This window comes from Streptomyces sp. NPDC017979, from assembly GCF_044328175.1.
In the GTDB taxonomy this organism is placed as follows: domain Bacteria; phylum Actinomycetota; class Actinomycetes; order Streptomycetales; family Streptomycetaceae; genus Streptomyces.
Genome location: NZ_JBIRGU010000014.1, coordinates 137,577 through 154,683 on the forward strand (window position 1 = coordinate 137,577; position 17,107 = coordinate 154,683).

Genomic DNA, 17,107 nt, shown 5'->3' on the forward strand with positions numbered 1-17,107 from the left:
CCGATGCATCGCGGGGCTGCCGCGCCGTAGCGCGTCCCAGTGGGTGAACGCGGTCTTGCCGGGTGCTCAGGGGGCTTGGAGGATCGGGTGGACCTCGATCCTGCGATGATCGCCGAGATTGCCGAGATCGCGAGATCGCCGAACACCGTCCGGGCGCACGCGGAATCGGGCCGAACCAGGGGAGAGACCAGATGAAGCTGTTGCGTGTCGGCGAGCCGGGCAACGAGCGGCCGGCGTTGCTCGATCAGGACGGCGCGACACTGCGCGACCTCACGGGACTCGTCGACGACGTCGACGGCGACCTCCTCGCCGACGCCTTCGCGCTCGACCGGATCCGCGCCGCCGCCGGCGCCGGGGTGCTGCCGCTGTTGGACGTGCCCGGGGACGTGCGCGTCGGGCCGCCGCTGGCCCGGGTCGGGAAGGTCGTGTGCATCGGGCTGAACTACCACGGCCACGCCGCGGAGATCGGCGCGGCGCCGCCGGTCGAGCCGCTGGTCTTCCTGAAGGCCGCGGACACGGTCGTCGGTCCGAACGACACCGTGCTCGTGCCGCGGGGCAGCCGCCGCACCGACTGGGAGGTCGAACTCGCGGTCGTCATCGGCCGCACCGCGCGCTACGTCGGCGACGACGAGGACCCGCTGTCGTACGTCGCCGGATACGCCGTCGCGCACGACGTCTCCGAGCGCGAGTACCAGTTGGAGCGCGGCGGCACCGTGGACAAGGGCAAGAACTGCGAGACCTTCAACCCGCTCGGGCCCTGGCTGGTGACGGCGGACGAGGTGCCTGACCCGCAGGCGCTGGCGCTGCGGCTGTGGGTGAACGGCGACCTCAAGCAGGACGGCACGACCGCGGACCAGATCTTCCCCGTCGCCGACGTCGTCCGCTACGTGAGCCGCTTCATGACCCTCTACCCGGGCGACGTGATCAACACGGGGACGCCGGCGGGGGTGGCCCTCGGCAGCCCCGACCGCCAGTACTTGAAGGCGGGCGACGTGGTCGAGTTGGAAGTGACGGGCCTGGGCCGGCAGCGCCAGACCCTCCAGGACGCGTAGCCCGTCGGGCAAGACGCGCCCTAGACGCCGGACGCCGAGTGCGCCGTCGACACGAACCGTTCCAGCGCCTCCACCACCAGCGCGTGGTCGGCCAACTGCGGCAGCCCCGAGACCGTCACCGCCCCGATCACCCCGGCGCCCTCCACCGCGATCGGGAACGAGCCGCCGTGCGCGGCGTAGCGGTCCGGGGCCAGTCGGGCGGACTGCTCGAAGGTGGTGCCGCGCTCGCGGTGCCGGGTGCCGACGAGGAGCGAGCTCTCGCCGTACCGCTCCACCACCCGCCGCTTGCGGTCGATCCACGCGTCGTTGTCCGCGCTGGAGCCCGGCAGCGCGACGTGGAAGAGCTGCTGCCGTCCGCGTCGGATGTCGATCGCGACGGGCGCGTCCCGCAGCCGCGCCATCTCCACCAGCAGATTGCCGAGCGCCCAGGCGTCGGTGTGGGTGAAGCGGGGGAGCGTGAGCCGTTGCTCCTGCGCGGTCAGTTCGTCGACGGTCGGCGGGGCGGCGGCGGCTTCGGCCGCGGCGTCCGCTGCGGTCGGTGCTGCGTGGGTCATGCGGTCGACACCTCCACGGTGGTGCCCTCGCGGGCGGAACGACGTGCCGCTTCCAGGATGGCCAGGGTCGCCGCCGCCTGCTCGCCGGTGACCGGCGGCGGGGTGCCCGTGCGCAGCGCGCGGGCGACGAGGTCGTAGTACGCGGGGTAGTCCCCCGGCAGCGTCGGTACGGGCCTGCCGCCGCCGGTCGTCGGGGATTCGCCGGCGCCGATCCGGCCCCACAGGGCCTCGTCCTCCTCGCCCCACGGCTCGCCCGGCACCGGCCGCCGGCCCGCGCGCAGCTCGGCCTCCTGGGGGTCCAGGCCGTACTTCACGAAGCCGGCGCGCGAGCCCAGCACCCGGAAGCGGGGGCCCAGCTCGGCGGCGGTGGAGCTGACCCAGAGGTGGGAGCGGACGCCGTTCGCGTGGGTGAGGGCGAAGAAGGTGTCGTCGTCGGCCTCGGCGCCGGCGCGGCGCACGTCGGACTCCGCGTACACCCGGACGACCGGGCCGAAGAGCACCAGCGCCTGGTCGACGACGTGGCTGCCGAGGTCGTACAGCAGGCCGCCGATCTCCTGCGGGTCGCCGGACTCGCGCCAGCCGCCCTTGGGGCGGGGCCGCCAGCGCTCGAAGCGGGACTCGAAGCGCTGCACGACTCCGAGGTCACCGCTCTCCACCAGCCGGGCGACGGTGCGGAAGTCGTTGTCCCAGCGGCGGTTGTGGAAGACGGAGAACAGCAGGCCGCGTTCGGCCGCGAGGGCGGCGAGGTCGCGCGCCTCGGCGGCGGTGCCGGCGACCGGCTTGTCCACGACGACCGCGAGCGAGGCCCGCAGCGCGGCGGTGGCCAGGGGGACGTGGGTGCGGTTGGGGGAGGCGATGACGACGAGGTCCAGCTCGTCGGCGCGCCGCCACAGCTCGTCGGGCGCCGTGGCGATCCGTACGCCCGGGTGCTCGGCGCGCGCCTGGTCCTGGCGGGTCGCGTCGGACGTGACGACCGTGTCGAGGACGAGCCCGGGGGTGGCGGCGATCAGCGGGGCGTGGAAGACGGAGCCCGCGAGGCCGTAGCCGACGAGACCCACGGCGAGGGGGGTGCCGGCACCCGTCGTGGAGCTGGCGTCCGTCGCGGAGTCGGTCGGGGAACCACTCATGGCTTTACTTAAACAACGCTGTTGCCAAAGCGCAAGCGCGCGGCAGAATGACGCCCATGAGCGCCATGAGGAGGAGCAGCGGCCTGGGACCGGGCGTTGGCAGGGGCGGCGGTGGCGGCCGGGGCGGTGCGCAGGAGGGCGCCAATCTGCCGGTGCTGCGCGGGCACAACTCGGCACTCGTGCTGGACCTGCTGCGCCACGCGGGGGAGGACGGCCTCAGCCGGCTCGACCTCGCCGAGCGGACCGGGCTCACGCCGCAGGCCGTCAGCAAGATCGTCGCGCGGCTGCGGGCGGACGGCCTGGTCGTCGACGCGGGCCGGCGCGTCGCCACCGGCGGCAAGCCGCGGACCGTGCTGCGCCTGGTGCCGGACGCGCGCCACGCCGTCGGACTGCACCTGGACCGGGACGAGCTCACGGTGGTGCTGCTGGACCTGTACGGCACGGTGACGGCGTCCCGCACGGCCCCGCTGGACCTGGGCGCGGGCGCGGAGACGGTGGTGGAGACGGCGGCGGGCGAGGTGGAGGCGCTGCTCGCGGAGACGCTCTCCGCCCGGCTGCCGACGGGGCGCACCTGCCAGGGCGGCAGCGGCGGGAGCTGTCAGGTGCTCGGCGTCGGCGTCGGGCTGCCCGGCCCGCTCGACCACGCGGCCGGAGTGACCGGCCGGATCACCGGCTTCCCCGAGTGGGACGGCTATGCGCTCAGGGACGCCTTCGCCGCGCGGCTGACGATGCCCACCGTCCTCGACAAGGACACCAACGCCGCGGCGCTCGGCCTGCCGGCCGCGCCCGGCGAATCCTTCGCCTACCTCCACCTGGGCACCGGTCTGGGCGCCGGCCTGGTGCTGGACGGCGCGGTCCACCGGGGCGCGCGCACCGGCGCGGGCGAGTTCGGCCACCAGGTCGTCCAGCTCGACGGCCCGACCTGCGCCTGCGGCCAGCGCGGCTGCATCGAGGCGCTGTGCCTGGCGGCGGTGGCCCGCGGGGACGCCGCGGAGGCGGCCCGCGTGCTCGGCGTCGGCGCGGCCAACCTCGTCGCGCTGCTGGACATCGACCGGGTGCTGCTGGGCGGACGCACGGTCGCCGCGGCGCCGGAGCTGTTCGTACGCGAAGTGGGCGCGCGCGCCCGGATCCCCGTCGCCCTCGCGGCGGGCGGCGCGCACCTGATCGCCAGGGGCGCGGGGGAACTCGTCCTCGCACCGGTCTTCGGCGGTCGGACGGGGTAGGGACGGTCCCCGGGGCCCGGCCCCGGGGACGGGCCGTCGGTCAGTGCACGGCGCCGGTGAGGCCCTGGGCGAAGCCGCCGTCGACCGCGAGCTCGACGTTCGTCGTGAACGTCGCGTCCACCGCGAGGAACAGCGCCGCCGCGGCCACCTCCTCCACCGTGCCCATCCGGCCCAGCGGAGTCGTCTCGTTGCCCTGCTTCTCGAACGCCCGGCGCTCCTCGTCCGTCATCCCGGCCACGCCCATCGTCGGCGTCTTGATGTAGCCGGGCGCGAGCGCGTTGACCCGGATGCGGCGCGGCAGCAGCTCCGCCGCCAGGACCTGGGTGATGGCGCGCACGGCCTCCTTCGAACCGGAGTACGCGCTCAGGCCCGGGAAGATCAGGTCGTTGGCGACCGTGGTGAAGACGATCCCGCCGCCGTCGTTGAGCAGCGGCGACAGGCTCTGCACCGTGAAGAACGCGCCCTTGGCGTTGATGGCGAAGGACCGGTCCCAGGAGTCCTCGGTGACCTCCTCCAGCGGCTGCACCTCGGCTATGCCGTGGTTCACGAAGAGGTAGTCGACGCGGCCGAGTTCGCGCTGCACGGTGTCGGCGAGGGCGCGCACGTCCGCCATGCTCCCCGCGTCCGAGCGCGTGACGTACGCGGAGCCCGCCGGCAGTTCGCTGCGCGCCTCCTCGATCTTCTTCTCGTTGCGGCCGGTGAGCACGACTTCGGCGCCCCCGGCGACCAGCGCCTTGACGATGGCCAGCCCCATGCCGTGGGTACCGCCGGTGACGACGGCCTTCTTGCCTGCGTACTGGTCTGCGGCCTTGCTCATGGTCGACTCCTGGTCAGAGGTCGGGGGCGCGGATGCCCTCCCGTCCGGTTCGAACCGGCACCCGTAGCCTGCGGGCCCGCACTTGCGGTCCACTGACGACGGGCTTGCGGCCCACCGGCGGTGGCACGAACCGCGCGAACAACGTCCACGCGCCCGCAGGGACCAACGCTCCCGCCGAGCGACGGCGGCTCCGTCCGGAGGCGCGGCAGACGGGGCTCACCGCGGTGGCCCGCGGGCACGTCGTACCGTTGGCCGCATGCGTTTCGGGGTACTGGGTCCGTTGGCGGTCTGGTCGGCGGACGGCCACCTCGTGGCGGTGCCGGAGGCCAAGGTCCGCATGCTGCTCGCCGCACTGCTCACCGACCCCCGGCGGGCGATCGGCGCCGACCGCCTCGTGGACGAGCTGTGGGGGGACGCGCCGCCCGCCAACCCCACGGGCTCCCTCCAGACCCTGGTGTCCCGGCTGCGCCGGGTGCTCACCGGGGCCGGCGGCCGGGGGGTCGTCGTACGCCGCGGCCTCGGCTACGCCCTGGAGCCGGCCGACGACGACGCCGTGGACGCCACCCGCTTCACCTCGCTCACCGCACGGGCGCGGACGACCCGCGACCCCCGCGAGCGCGCCGCGATCCTCACCGGGGCGCTGGAGCTGTGGCGCGGCCCCGCGTTCGCCGACTTCGCCGACGAACCCTTCGCGCGCGCCGCCGTCGCCCGCCTGGAGGAACAGCGACTGCTGGCCGTCGAAGAACAGGCCGAGGCGCGCATCGACGCGGGCGACCACCGTCCGCTCGCCGCGGAGTTGGGCGACCTGGTGGCGCGGCACCCGCTGCGGGAGCGGCTGCGCGCCGCGCACATGCGCGCGCTGTACGGCGCCGGCCGCCCCAGCGAAGCCCTGGACGGCTTCCAGGAGCTACGGCGCCGGCTGGACGAGGAGCTGGGGCTCACGCCCGGACCCGAACTGGTCGCGTTGCAGCAGGAGATCCTCCAGCAGGACCCGGCGCTGCTCGTCGCGCCCGCCCCCGCGGCGACGGCCCGCCCGCGCACCAACCTCCCGGCGCCGGTCACCTCGCTCGTCGGTCGGGCGGACGCGGTGGACGAGGTGCGCGAACTGGTGCGGGCCGGCCGTCTGGTCACCCTGACGGGGCCGGGCGGGGTCGGCAAGACGCGGCTGGCGCTGGAGGTCGCCGCCAAACTGGGCACGGAGCCCGCCGGTTTCGGAGACGGAGTCTGGCTGGTGGAGCTGGCGGGGCACGCCTTCCCCACGCAGACCGCCCGAGCCGCGCAGACCGACCGGACTGACCGGGACCCCGGGCCCGGCGCCCCGTACGACGCACTCGCCGAGGTCGTCGCCGCGACCCTGGGCGTACGGGACGACGCCGCCCCCGCCCCCGGCGCCCGCCCCCTCGTCGACCGGCTGGTGGAAACCCTGCGCGGCCAGCGCCTGCTGCTCGTCCTGGACAACTGCGAACACGTCGTCGACGCGGCGGCCGGCCTCGCCCGGGCCCTGCTGCGGGGCGCGCCCGACGTCCACGTGCTCGCCACCAGCCAGGAGCCCCTGGACGTCGCCGGCGAACGGCTGTGGCCCGTACCGCCGCTCGACCTGCCGCCCGCGCCGTCGGCCGCCCCCGACCCCGCCGAGCTGCGGCGTTCCAGCGCGGTACGACTCTTCCTCGAACGCGCCGCGGCCCGGTCGCCCGGGTTCGTCCTCACCGACGACAACGCCCGCGCGGTCGCCGCGATCTGCCGCCGGCTCGACGGGATCCCGCTCGCCCTGGAACTGGCGTCCACCCGGATGCGGGTCCTCGGCGCCGCCGAACTCGCGGACCGGCTCGACGACCGGTTCCGCCTGCTGACCGGCGGCCGGCGCGACGCCCCCGCCCGGCAGCAGACCCTGCGCGCGATGATCGACTGGAGCTGGGAACTGTTGACGGCCTCGGAGCAGTTGGTGCTGCGCCGCATCGCCGTGCACTCCGACGGATGCGCCCTGCCCGCCGCGGAGGCCGTCTGCGCCGGCGACGGCGTACGGCCCGCGGAGGTCGTGGACCTCCTCGGCCGCCTGGTGGACCGCTCCCTCGTGCTCGTCGCCCACGAGCCGGACGGCACGGCCAGGTACCGGCTGCTGGAGTCGGTGTCGGCGTACTGCCTGGAACGCCTGCGGGACACCGAGTACGACCGGGTGCGCCGCGCCCACGCCGAGTACTACGCACGCTTCGCCGAAGAGGCGGACGCCCATCTGCGCGGGGCCGAACAACAGCGCTGGCTGCGGAGCCTGGACGCGGAGGCCGCGAACGTGCGCGCCGCGCTCGACAGCGCCTGCGCGGACGGCGACGCCGAGCTGATGCGCCGGCTGGTGCGCGCGATGGTCTGGTACTGGTTCCTGCGCGGCCGGCTGACCGAGGCCGGGCGGCAACTGCGGGCCGCGGCCGACCTGCTGGACGGCCCCTCGTACGGCGACGGCACCACCGGGTCCGCCGGCTCCGGCATCCGGGCCTGGCGCACCGGCTTCGCCCTGCTGACGGGGGCGCCCCAGGGGCCGGAGCGGCACGGCGTGGACATCCTCGCGGCGTACGAGGCCGTCACCGACCCCCACGAACGCATCCGCGCGGGCTGGTTCCTCTGCTACGCCGCCACCCGGTTCGCGGACCGCCTGGTGGGCCAGACCCTGCTGGACCGGGTCCTGACCGAGGCCCGCGAGCTGGGGGACCCCTGGGTCGTCGCCGCGGGCCTGAGCACCCGGGGCACCCAGGCGTACGTCTGCGGCGACCTCACCGCGTCCCGCCGCGAGGGGCGCGAGAGCCTGGCCCTCTTCCAACGCGCCGGCGACCGCTGGGGCCAGCTCCAGGCGACGGCCGTCCTCGGCCGCCTCGCGGAGATCCAGGGCGAGTACGGGGAGGCCGCCCGGCTGCACCGCGCCGCGCTGGGGATCGCGGAGGACCTGGGCCTGTGGACGGACGCGTCGATGCGCTGGTCCGAGCTGGGCCGGATCGCGCTGCTGACCGGCGACCACGACCGCGCCGACGAGTACCACGAGCGCGGTCGGCGGCTCGCGGTGGAGCAGGGCGACCGCCCGGCCGAGGAGTCCGCGGAGATCGGACTCGCCCTCGCCGCGCGCCGGCAGGGCCGGTTGGACGTCGCGACCGGCTACCTGCGGCGCTGGCTCGACTGGAACCGGCAGTTCGACGCGGCGAACGGCACCGCGCTGATCCTGGCGGAGCTGGGCTTCGTCGCGGAGTTGCGCGGCGACGCGGACGGTGCGCTGGCGCTCCACACGGAGGGCCTGGCCGCGGCCCGCGCGACGGGCGACCCGCGCGCGATCGCCCTCGCGACGGAGGGCCTGGCCGGGGCCCACGCCCTGGCGGGCCGCCCCGAGGAAGCGACCCGCCTCCTGTCGGAAGCGTCCGCCCTCCGCGCCTCAGTGGGCGCCCCCCTCCCCGAAGCGGAACGCTTCGACGTATCCCGCATCCAATCCACCCTCAACCCCCCGGCCTAGGGCCTGTCTTCCGGATCTTGCTGGGCTCGCGTGCCCTGGTGCCGTTCCCCCTGGGCCTTCGGCCCGGGAGGTGCCCCCTCTCCGCGTTGTCGTCGGTCACCGAAGGCCCCCTGTGCCCTGAGGGCACGGGAGGTACCCCCACCCTGTGCCCTGCGGGCACGGTGGTACCCCCACCCTGTGCCTGCGGGCACGGTGGTACCCCCACCGCGTCGGCTCCCTCCTCCGCCTTGAGATCCACGGCACCAGACCCCTCCCCCTACGCCCGAAGGGCGTGGGGGGACCCCCACTGATCCAGCCTGATCCGTAAGACAGGCCCTAGGTCCGACCCCGCCCCGGCGAGCGTTGCCCTTGCGGCCCGCGGTTCCGCCGTGCGGCGGGCTGTGTCATTGCGTCCGCGGCCCGGCGCTGGGCTTGTCGCGATGACAGGCCCTAGGCCCGACCCCGCCGCACGGCGAAACCGTGGTCGTGCCTACGCCGAAGGAGGGCAATCGCGCGGGCGATCGGCTTCACGACCGCCCCGTCGAACCGACCCCCGCCCCCTCCCGTGGCAGCGTCGGGCGCCACGTCCCGACCACCTCCAAGGGGCCCACATGCGACCGCGCACCGCTCTCCTCGCCGGCGTCGGCGGAGTCGTCGGGGCCGTCGGCGTCACGCTCGCCGCCGTCGTCCTCGGCGGCGCCGTCTCCGCCGCACCCACCGCGACCGCGGCCGACCGCCTCCCCCGCGGCTGCGGTTCCGCCGCATCCGCCGACTTCCCCATCGACACCCGCATCCACGGCGGCCCCACCGTGCACTCCCCGGGCCGCGGCTTCGAGCAGTGGTCCGTCGACCTGACCAACACCACCGACCGGGAGTGCCGCGAGGTCCACCCCGTCGTCGTGTTCGCTGCCCGCGACCGGGGGCTCACGCCCGCCCGGATGACGCTGGAGTTCTACGACGACCGCGCCGCCCGCTGGCGCACCGCGCCGCTGGAGACGACGGACGAGGACGAGGTCGTGGGCGTGCTCGGGACCCAGCGCGCGCAGGACGGCGGGTACGCCGTCGCCGCCCGCGCCACGCTCACCGTCAAGGTCAGGCTCGCGCTCACCGACGACACCCCGCCCAACCAGGTCACCGTGAACGCCGCCGTCGTGCAGCGGCGCGGCGACGACGGCGACTGGGTCGGGGCCTCCGACGACTACCGCTTCGCCGTGCTGGAGGACCGCGGCTCGGGCGCCTCCGTCTCCCCGGACGAACTCGCCACCACCGGCACCTCCGCCACCCTCCGTCTCGTCGCCGCCCTCGGCACGTTCACCGTCGTGGGCTGTGCGCTGATGCTGCTCACCCGGGCGTTCCGCAGGGCGAGACGGTGATCTCGAACCGAACGCACGCGCGCTTTCCTGATTAGGCTGTTGGCGTCGGGGTGCCACAGTGCCGTGCCTCCGGCACGACACGCACCGCACCCCGCACACCCGCACCCCGCGTACCCACGCACGGCAGGAGCACCGTTGATGGCAGAGCGCAAGCCGATCGAGTCCTGGCTGACCGACATGGACGGCGTCCTCATCCACGAGGGCGTGCCGATCCCGGGCGCCGACGCCTTCATCTCGAAGCTCCGGGACACCGGCAAGCCCTTCCTCGTCCTGACGAACAACTCCATCTACACCGCCCGCGACCTGCACGCCCGGCTCGCCCGCATGGGCCTGGACGTCCCGGTCGACAACATCTGGACCTCCGCGCTCGCCACCGCCCGCTTCCTGGACGACCAGCGGCCCGGCGGCACGGCGTACGTCATCGGCGAGGCCGGCCTCACCACCGCGCTGCACGACATCGGGTACGTGCTGACCGACCACGACCCGGACTACGTGGTCCTCGGCGAGACGCGTACGTACAGCTTCGAGGCGCTGACGAAGGCGATCCGGCTGATCAACGGCGGCGCGCGGTTCATCTGCACCAACCCGGACGAGACCGGGCCGTCCACCGAGGGCCCGTTGCCGGCCGCCGGCTCGGTCGCCGCGCTGATCACCAAGGCGACGGGGAAGGACCCGTACTTCGCGGGCAAGCCGAACCCGCTGATGATGCGGACCGGGCTGAACGCGATCGGCGCGCACTCCGAGACCAGCGCGATGATCGGCGACCGGATGGACACCGACGTGCTGGCCGGTCTGGAGGCGGGCATGGAGACCTTCCTCGTCCTCACCGGCGTCACGACCCCGCCGGACGTGGACCGTTACCCGTTCCGCCCGTCCAAGATCGTCGACTCGATCGCGGACCTCGTCGACCGCATCTGAGGCGCCTTGTCTGAGACGCCCCATAGGAGACGCCTCAGCTGAGATCCGAGTCGACCGCACCTGGGTCGACCGCACCCTGAGTCGACCGCACCCTGAGTCGACCGCATCTGAGTCGTCCTCAGCCGGTCACCCGAACACCCCGCGTCCGCGCACGTCAGCGCGGGGTGCCCGGGCCCGACCGGCCGCTGCGGATGCGGAACCGGGCGCCGCGCGTGAGCCTTGCATCAGCAGGAGGTCTTACCATGCGTCCAGCAGTGATCGCTCTCCGTACGGCAGGGGTGGCCCTCGCCGTGGCCGCCGCGCCCACCGTGCTCGTCCTCGCGCCCGCGGAGCCCGCCGCCGGCCAGGTCCACGTCCACGACATGCGCCCCCGTGCGTCCGCGCAACCGGCCGTCCCGGCGCACCCCGCGCCCACCGCCGAGGCCCTGGCCACCGAGCACCCCCGCAGCGAGAACACCGGCCCCAGCACTCCGCACACGGTCGTCGGCTTCGTCCTCGCGGGCGTCGCCGCGGTCGTCGTCGTCCTGCGGGGCGCGCGCCGCCGTCGCCGTCACGACGCCGACGGCCATGTACACCGCTGACCCCGCGGCCCCGGAAGGCCACACCGGAAGCGGCGCAGCCGCCCGTACGGAAGTCGCGGACGAGGCCGGCACGGCAGCGTCGAAGGGCGCCCGCCCGCCCCGGCGCGGCTCCGACCGGCTCGTCATGGGCGGCGCCTGGGCGCTGCTCCTGCTCGGGCTCTGGCTCTGCGCCCGCGAGGTGGCCGGCGGCCCGGTCGGCACCTCCGCGCCCACCACCGGCGACGTCGCCGCCGTCGGCCGTCCCCTCGGCGTCGAACTGCCGCCGGCGCACCCCCCGGTCCCGCCGGTGGAGCCGGTCCGGGTGGAGATCCCCTCGCTCGCGATCGCCGCGCCGGTGGCCCTGCGCGCTTCGTTCGACCGCGCCGCGGCCGGCGCCCCGCCGCGGGTCGTCGCCTGGCACGGCCCGCGCGGCCCCCGGCCGGGCGCCGAGGGCGTCTCCCTGCTGCTCGGCCCGGTGGACGCCCGGGCCGCGACGGCCGCCTTCAAGGACCTGGGCGCGGCGCGCACGGGCCAGCGGGTGCGGACGGTCCGGGCCGACGGTTCGATCGCGGAGTTCACCATCGACGACGTACGGGTCGTCCCCCGCGGGCAGTACGACGAGCGGAAGGCCGGGCAGCCGCGCCGCCCCGGCCGGGCCGAGCTGCGGCTGGTCACCTGCGGCGGCGGGGACTGCGCGTCCCGGGTGCTGGTCTCCGCGTACCTCACGGGCACGCGCCCCTCGAAGCCCTGAGGGCGCGTCCCCCCGACGCCCCGCGACCTGACCCGGCCGATGCCCCGGTGTCCCGACGCGTCGGGAGGAGCCGTCGGCCGGGCCGGTCCTCGACCGTGCGGGGCGCGGGCTGCGGGAGGAGCCCGGCACCGTACGGGAGGCGGGGGATGGTCGAGCGAGCCGGGTGCGCAGCGGGCCGGGCGGGGTGCGCCGGTCCGCCCTGTCACTGTGGGACGGACCGGGCTCCCGGTCAACCGTCGGCGATGGCCGCCCAAAGAACGAGGCCCCCTCGCCGTGGGCGAGGGGGCCTCGTGTTGCGTGCGCCGCCAGGGACTCGAACCCCGGACCCGCTGATTAAGAGTCAGCTGCTCTAACCAACTGAGCTAGCGGCGCCTGCTGACCTGGAAAACTCTACCCGACGTGGAAGGGTGCTCCGAACCAATATCCGTCCGTCCGCCCCTCCCGGCCTGTCGGATGGTCGTTTTGTCCCTTTTATGGGTCAAACTGCACTCACCTAGGACAACTGGGGCGCCCCGGAGTGCCGAGGCGTGCACGCTGCGCGCGCCCCGATCGACCGACACACACGTGCGGAGGGGACAGCCGATGACGGCGCCGGTCTTCCAGGATTACGAGCCCGCTCCCGACTGCGACTGCCCGGGGTGCGTCGAGCACCGCCGGGCGCTCGCCGCCGGGGGCCACCCCGCGGCGCACGGCTGCCGCCGTGCGCTCGTTCTGGTCACCGCGGCCGGCGTGGTGCTGGGCGGCGGCGGGGCGGGCGCCGCGAGCGCCGTCGAGGCGGCGAGCGCGCCCGGCCTGCGGCCCGAGCGGGCCCCGGAGGCCGCCGCGCGGGACGCCGGCGACCCCGCCAACGAACAGGGCGGCCCCGGCGCGCTCCACGGTCGCCCGCTGCCCGGCCCCTCGGGGACGCCGTCCGCCCCGGCCGTGCGCAAGACCACCCGCACGGAGATCATCAAGCGGGCGAAGACGTGGGTGGCGGCCAAGGTCCCGTACAGCATGTCCAAGTACTGGAAGGACGGCTACCGCCAGGACTGCTCGGGGTACGTCTCCATGGCCTGGGGGCTGACGACCAACGAATGGACCGGCAGCCTCGCCAAGTTCGCCACCAAGATCAGCCGGGCCGACCTCCAGCCGGGCGACATCCTGCTCTTCCACAACCCGGCGAACCCCACCAAGGGCTCCCACGTCACGATCTTCGGCGGCTGGAGCGACCACACCCGCACCCAGTACGTGGCGTACGAGCAGACGAAGCCGGCCACCCGCAAGAAGACCACGCCCATGGCGTACTGGAACAACTCCAGCAAGTACGTGGCCTACCGCTTCAAGGGCGTCACCGGGCAGGTGGCCACCGGGCCCACCACCGGTGACCCCTTCCCCGGCGCCCAGTACTTCGGACCCGGCAAGAGCAACAAGCACATCACGCGCCTGGGGCAGATGCTGGTCGAGCGCGGCGGGAAGAAGTACTACACCACGGGGCCGGGGCCGCGCTGGAGCGAGGCGGACCGCAAGGCCACCCAGGCGTTCCAGCGCGCGCAGGGCTGGCGCGGCTCGGCGGCCGACGGCATCCCGGGCGCCAAGACCTGGAGCCTGCTCGTCAACGGCAAGGGCAAGGACATCGCCGGCACCGACGCGACGCCGGCGCCCGCGCCGGGCTCCGACGCCGCGGTGCCGCCCTACCCGGGCCCCGGCGCCTTCCGGCCCGGCCGGTCGAGCCCGGACGTCACCCGGCTCGGCCGACAGTTGGTCAAGCGGGGCTTCGGCCGCCACTACGTCACCGGCCCCGGCCCCGCCTGGGGCGAGGCGGACCGGCGCAACGTCGAGGCGTTCCAACTCGCCCAGGGGTGGCGCGGCGCCGCCGCCGACGGCTACCCGGGCCCGGAGACCTGGCGCCGGCTCTTCGCCGGCTGACGGCCCCGGGCACACCACGGATCGGACGCACACCACAGCGGAGGCGGCACCACCATGAGCACCACCACATCGGAGCCGGAGGGGCCCGACGCACCGCGGCACACCCCCGTCATCGCCCCCGAGGCGACCTGCGAGATCCCGGTGCACCTGCTGTTCCGCGACGAATTCCCCACCGGCGCCGCCCGGTCGACCCCGCTGCGCCCCGCGGTGGTCTCCCGGCGCCAGGGCACCGGCGAGCAGCCGCGGGTGGGTGCCCGCAAGCCCCTGCCCCAGGCGCCGCCGGCCCCCGCGCCCCGGCGCGGAGCGCCGCTCGTCGACCCCCAACTGGTCGAGCGCGCCGGTCCCGTGCTGCCCGGCTGGACCGGGGTGATCGCGGGGGCGTGCGCCCTCGCCGGCACCGGCGCGGTGCTGTGGGGCACCGGCGTGCTGCCCGCGGTGCTCACCCGACTGCTGGGCACGGCGCCGGCGCCGTACGCCGGGATCGGACTCGACCTGTGGGGCCTGATCGTGCTCGGTCTGGCGCTCGCGGTCTTCACCCTCGGCGGCGTCGCGCGCGGCCGGGTCGGTTACGCGTACGTCCTCACGCTCTTCGGCGAGTACCGCGGCAGCGTCCGCCGCACCGGGCTGATGTGGCTGAGCCCGCTGCTGCTGCGCCGCCGGGTGGACGTACGGCTGCGGCACTGGCGCAGCGAGCCGATGCCCGCGGTGGACGCGGAAGGCACCGCGCTGCGCGTGGTGGTGCTGGTGGTGTGGCGGGTGGAGGACACCGCGAAGGCGCTCCTCGGCGTCGAGGACCACGAGGCTTACCTGGGCGAACAGGTGGAGTCGGCGATGGCGAGGGTGGTCTCCCGGCTGCCGGTGGACGCCCCTTCGGTCGCCCTCGCGCCCGGCGCTGGACCGCTGCGCCCGGCCGGGGCCGGGGCGCCTAGCCTGCGCGACGCGGACGCGCTCGGCGACGCGCTCACCGGGATGCTGGCGAAGGAGTGCGCCCCGGTCGGCATCCGGGTCTTCTCCGCACAGCCGACCGCGATCGAGTACGCCCCCGAGGTCGCCGCCGCCATGCAGCGCCGTCGGGTCGCGGCGATCGACGCCAAGCACCGGGACAGCGTGCTCACTTCGGTGGTGGACGCGGTCGACGACACCGTCACCCGACTGACCTCGCGCGGGCTCGTGGAGTTGGACGACTACGAGCGCAAGGCGCTCGTGAAGGACCTCACGGTCGCCTTCTACACCGGCCGGTCCACGCCCCTGGAATCATGAATTCCGCCGCTCGCGGCCGGCTCGGGGCGGGCTGGAGCGGGCCGGTTCGCCCACTTCTGCGGGGCGCACCGCGGGCGGCGGGGGAGGGGTGACGAAGGGCATCGGCGAACTTAGGCATGGCTTCCCTGGCGGGAAAGGTGATCGGCCCGATAAACGAAGGTGACGGAGTGCGGTGCCGGGGAGTCTCGGGAAGGTCTAGACATGATGAACTCTGGTCAATACATTGGGTGTTGGTCTAGACCTGAATTGGCGCAAAGGAGCGTCGTTCCCCCCACGGAATTCCCCATCACCACCCCCCACGGCCCCACCCCCCACAGCACGCGTGCAGCAAAGCCTCACCGAACTCCCCCACGTTCCCTGGAGCACAGCATGCGCAGGAAATTCGCAACCGCCGCCGTCGGCCTCCTGGTGACCGGTGCCACGGTCCTGGCCACCGGCAGCGCGAACAGCCACGGTTACACCGAGTCCCCGATCAGCCGTCAGAAGCTCTGTGCCAACGGCACGGTGAAGGGCTGCGGCGCGATCCAGTACGAGCCCCAGAGCGTCGAGGGCCTGAAGGGCTTCCCGTCCGCGGGGCCCGCCGACGGCACCATCTGCTCCGGCGGCAACGCCGGGTTCTCGCAGCTCGACGACCCGCGGGGCGGCGCCTGGCCGGCCACGAAGGTCAACTCGGGCAACTTCACGTTCAACTGGCGCTTCACGGCGCCGCACCGCACCGCCGAGTTCAAGTACTACATCACCAAGCAGGGTTGGAACACCAACTCGAAGATCACCAGGGCGAACCTGGAGTCCCAGCCGTTCCTGACGGTGCCCTACAACGGTCAGCAGCCGCCGTTCCAGTTCTCGCACACCGGCAACCTGCCGCAGCGCACCGGCAAGCACGTGATCGTCGCGGTGTGGAACATCCAGGACACCCCGAACGCGTTCTACGCCTGCTCGGACGTCCAGTTCTGACGTCCGACCGCTCGTGTCGTGCGGCGCCGGCGGAGTGACCGACGGTGACGGCTGACGGCCCGGGGCCTGGGCCCTCGGCCACCACCACCTGGTCGCCCCACCGGCGCCACGGGGCGCACTGCGCTCCTCGCGGACCTCGTGCCGCGGGGAGCGCAGCCGCACGTCCCGGGCGGTGCGCCCGGCCCTTCAGTCGTTGAGGCCGATCTGCTGCATCAGCCCGACCAGGTCGTAGAAGAGGTTCTCCTCGACGATCTGGCCGTTCACCCAGCGCGCCACGGTGCAGAAGTCCACGGCGAAGGCCCGCCCGGTCGGCGGGATCTCCCCGCCGGGCCCCTTCATGGGCCCCGTCATCGTCCCCGTGAACCGCACGACGGAGCAGGTCCACTCGCCCTGCCCGATGAGCACCCGGTACGGCCGGTTGCCCATGCGGTTGTCCGGGAACGTCTTGTAGAACTCCACCGCCTCCGCCCGGTGGTCGCTCCGTCCTCGGGTCGGCTCGCTCTGACCCGGCCAGCGGACGACCGCGTCGGGGGAGTGGTGGGCTTCGAAGGTGTCCCATTCCTGGGCGTTCCACGCGTCGTCCCGGGTCCGCATCAGCCGCATGTTCTCTTCGGCTGTCATCGTCGCCTCCGTTCCGGGGGTCGGTCCGACGAGGTGACCACCTCCAGAGAACCTCGGGGAGCGAACCCCCGCAAACGCATTCGAGGCGCCCCGGGAGAACCGGAACGCCTCGAACGGCCGTGTGCGCCGCCAGGGACTCGAACCCCGGACCCGCTGATTAAGAGTCAGCTGCTCTAACCAACTGAGCTAGCGGCGCCTGACGAGAAAAATACTACCTGCTCCAATGGAGTGCGAAGCACCAAGCCCCGAGCCCCCGGCACCCCCGCCCTTCCCCCTGCGGGTGCGCCGTGGTCGTTCCCGCATCCTCCCCCTGTGCCCTGCGGGCACGGGAGCACCCCCCGCCTACGCCCTGCGGGCACGGGAGCGCCCCCGCCTCGGCCCCGGAGGGCCTGGGGCCCTCGCGCCCCCCGGGTTGCCTTGCGGGCACGGTCCGCGCCCCTGGCCGCCCCGCCGTAGTCCTTCCGGCGCGTTGCCCCTGCGGACCGAGGGTGGCTTGTCGCGCAGTTCCGCCCCCTATGCCCAGAGG

Annotated in this window: 14 protein-coding genes and 2 tRNA genes; 10 read left to right on the top strand and 6 right to left on the bottom strand. The window is 74.4% G+C overall.

What is annotated here, in order from left to right; all coding sequences use genetic code 11:
- The first annotated feature begins 191 nt into the window (after window positions 1-191).
- On the top strand, window positions 192-1,052 hold the full coding sequence (locus ACH4E8_RS29125) for a fumarylacetoacetate hydrolase family protein (protein WP_398453725.1): 861 nt from the start codon (window positions 192-194) through the stop codon (window positions 1,050-1,052).
- A 20-nt stretch (window positions 1,053-1,072) separates the two neighbouring features.
- Here ACH4E8_RS29125 and ACH4E8_RS29130 read toward each other — a convergent pair whose 3' ends face one another.
- Both ACH4E8_RS29130 and ACH4E8_RS29135 read right to left on the bottom strand, forming a co-directional pair.
- Window positions 1,073-1,606, bottom strand: coding sequence for a heme-degrading domain-containing protein (locus ACH4E8_RS29130; protein WP_398453727.1), 534 nt, complete (start codon window positions 1,604-1,606; stop codon window positions 1,073-1,075).
- Window positions 1,603-2,733: a Gfo/Idh/MocA family oxidoreductase gene (locus tag ACH4E8_RS29135; protein WP_398453729.1), complete on the bottom strand. Its 1,131-nt coding sequence runs from the start codon at window positions 2,731-2,733 to the stop codon at window positions 1,603-1,605. The genes ACH4E8_RS29130 and ACH4E8_RS29135 overlap by 4 nt, the downstream gene beginning before the upstream one ends.
- A 56-nt stretch (window positions 2,734-2,789) precedes the next feature.
- Between ACH4E8_RS29135 and ACH4E8_RS29140 the strand changes: the two genes are divergently transcribed.
- Window positions 2,790-3,956, top strand: coding sequence for an ROK family protein (locus ACH4E8_RS29140; RefSeq protein ID WP_398453731.1), 1,167 nt, complete (start codon window positions 2,790-2,792; stop codon window positions 3,954-3,956).
- Window positions 3,957-3,996: 40 nt separating this feature from the next.
- Here ACH4E8_RS29140 and ACH4E8_RS29145 read toward each other — a convergent pair whose 3' ends face one another.
- The gene (locus ACH4E8_RS29145) at window positions 3,997-4,773 is read right to left on the bottom strand and encodes an SDR family oxidoreductase (RefSeq protein ID WP_398453733.1); all 777 of its coding nucleotides are present in this window, start codon (window positions 4,771-4,773) and stop codon (window positions 3,997-3,999) included.
- 256 nt (window positions 4,774-5,029) lie between these two features.
- On the opposite strand from ACH4E8_RS29145, the gene ACH4E8_RS29150 reads away from it, so the two are divergent.
- The 5 genes from ACH4E8_RS29150 to ACH4E8_RS29170 all read left to right on the top strand — a co-directional run bounded on the left by ACH4E8_RS29150 (window position 5,030) and on the right by ACH4E8_RS29170 (window position 11,841).
- Window positions 5,030-8,260, top strand: coding sequence for a BTAD domain-containing putative transcriptional regulator (locus ACH4E8_RS29150; protein ID WP_398453735.1), 3,231 nt, complete (start codon window positions 5,030-5,032; stop codon window positions 8,258-8,260).
- 590 nt (window positions 8,261-8,850) lie between these two features.
- The gene (locus tag ACH4E8_RS29155; RefSeq protein WP_398453737.1) at window positions 8,851-9,612 is read left to right on the top strand and encodes a hypothetical protein; all 762 of its coding nucleotides are present in this window, start codon (window positions 8,851-8,853) and stop codon (window positions 9,610-9,612) included.
- A gap of 138 nt (window positions 9,613-9,750) precedes the next feature.
- Window positions 9,751-10,530 (top strand): HAD-IIA family hydrolase, encoded by a 780-nt coding sequence (locus ACH4E8_RS29160; RefSeq protein ID WP_398453739.1) that lies wholly within the window; start codon window positions 9,751-9,753, stop codon window positions 10,528-10,530.
- Between the two features lie 242 nt (window positions 10,531-10,772).
- Entirely contained in the window at window positions 10,773-11,111 is a 339-nt protein-coding gene (locus tag ACH4E8_RS29165) for a hypothetical protein (protein WP_398453741.1), read from the top strand.
- Complete coding sequence (locus ACH4E8_RS29170; protein WP_398453743.1) at window positions 11,098-11,841, top strand: sortase domain-bontaining protein; 744 nt, start codon at window positions 11,098-11,100, stop codon at window positions 11,839-11,841. Before ACH4E8_RS29165 ends, ACH4E8_RS29170 begins: the two co-directional genes overlap by 14 nt.
- Window positions 11,842-12,139: 298 nt before the next feature.
- Here the strand turns inward: ACH4E8_RS29170 and ACH4E8_RS29175 are convergent.
- Window positions 12,140-12,213, bottom strand: a tRNA-Lys gene (locus ACH4E8_RS29175).
- Window positions 12,214-12,423: 210 nt separating this feature from the next.
- On the opposite strand from ACH4E8_RS29175, the gene ACH4E8_RS29180 reads away from it, so the two are divergent.
- The 3 genes from ACH4E8_RS29180 (at window position 12,424) to ACH4E8_RS29190 (ending at window position 15,960) form a co-directional block, all read left to right on the top strand.
- Entirely contained in the window at window positions 12,424-13,746 is a 1,323-nt protein-coding gene (locus ACH4E8_RS29180; protein ID WP_398453745.1) for a peptidoglycan-binding protein, read from the top strand.
- Between the two features lie 54 nt (window positions 13,747-13,800).
- A complete protein-coding gene (locus tag ACH4E8_RS29185) occupies window positions 13,801-15,006 on the top strand; it encodes an SPFH domain-containing protein (RefSeq protein WP_398453747.1) in 1,206 nt (401 codons plus the stop codon).
- Window positions 15,007-15,375: 369 nt separating this feature from the next.
- Window positions 15,376-15,960, top strand: a complete 585-nt coding sequence (locus ACH4E8_RS29190; protein WP_398453749.1) for a lytic polysaccharide monooxygenase — start codon at window positions 15,376-15,378, stop codon at window positions 15,958-15,960.
- A 186-nt stretch (window positions 15,961-16,146) separates the two neighbouring features.
- Here the strand turns inward: ACH4E8_RS29190 and ACH4E8_RS29195 are convergent, their stop codons facing one another.
- Window positions 16,147-16,581 (bottom strand): ester cyclase, encoded by a 435-nt coding sequence (locus ACH4E8_RS29195; protein ID WP_398453752.1) that lies wholly within the window; start codon window positions 16,579-16,581, stop codon window positions 16,147-16,149.
- 122 nt (window positions 16,582-16,703) lie between these two features.
- Window positions 16,704-16,777, bottom strand: a tRNA-Lys gene (locus ACH4E8_RS29200).
- Window positions 16,778-17,107: the final 330 nt, after the last annotated feature.